The organism is Microvirga sp. 2TAF3 (assembly GCF_052114965.1).
Classification (GTDB): Bacteria; Pseudomonadota; Alphaproteobacteria; order Rhizobiales; family Beijerinckiaceae; genus Microvirga.
This window is the reverse complement of record NZ_JBFRFT010000069.1, coordinates 1-414: the sequence shown is the minus strand read 5'-3', so window position 1 is coordinate 414 and position 414 is coordinate 1. Positions and strand designations below refer to the sequence as shown.

The following is a 414-nucleotide window of genomic DNA, read 5'->3' as shown; positions in this document are numbered from 1 at the left end:
ATTGGCGCGGTCGAAGTTTCCGCCGGTCAGGCGGGCGCTGTCGAGCGAGGCGTTGCGGAACGAGGCCCCGGCGAAATCGCCGTTGGTCAGGTTCGAGGCGTTGACCTCGGCGTTCGAGAAATCGGCGCCCTCGGCCCGCACATTGGCCAGGGTGGCGGCGAACATCTCGCTGCTGTTGAACTTGGCGCGGATCAGGACGGCGCGGTTGAAGTTCGCGCCGTTCAACTCTGCGGAAGACAGGTTAGCGCCTTGAAAATTGGTCTGGATCAGGGTCGCGCCCGTCGCTTCGGCACCGGTCAGGTTGGCGCTGGCGAACACAGCATCGGTGAAGTTGGCCCCGACCATCTCGGCGCCGCGAATGTCGGTGCGGTCCATGGAGGCGCCCGAGACATTGGCGCGGTCGAAGTTTCCGCC

1 protein-coding gene is annotated in these 414 nt (G+C 65.5%); it reads right to left on the bottom strand.

Annotated elements, in window-relative coordinates; all coding sequences use genetic code 11:
• A partial coding sequence (locus AB4Y97_RS21045) for a pentapeptide repeat-containing protein (protein WP_442000983.1) occupies window positions 1-414 on the bottom strand: 414 nt, incomplete at both ends.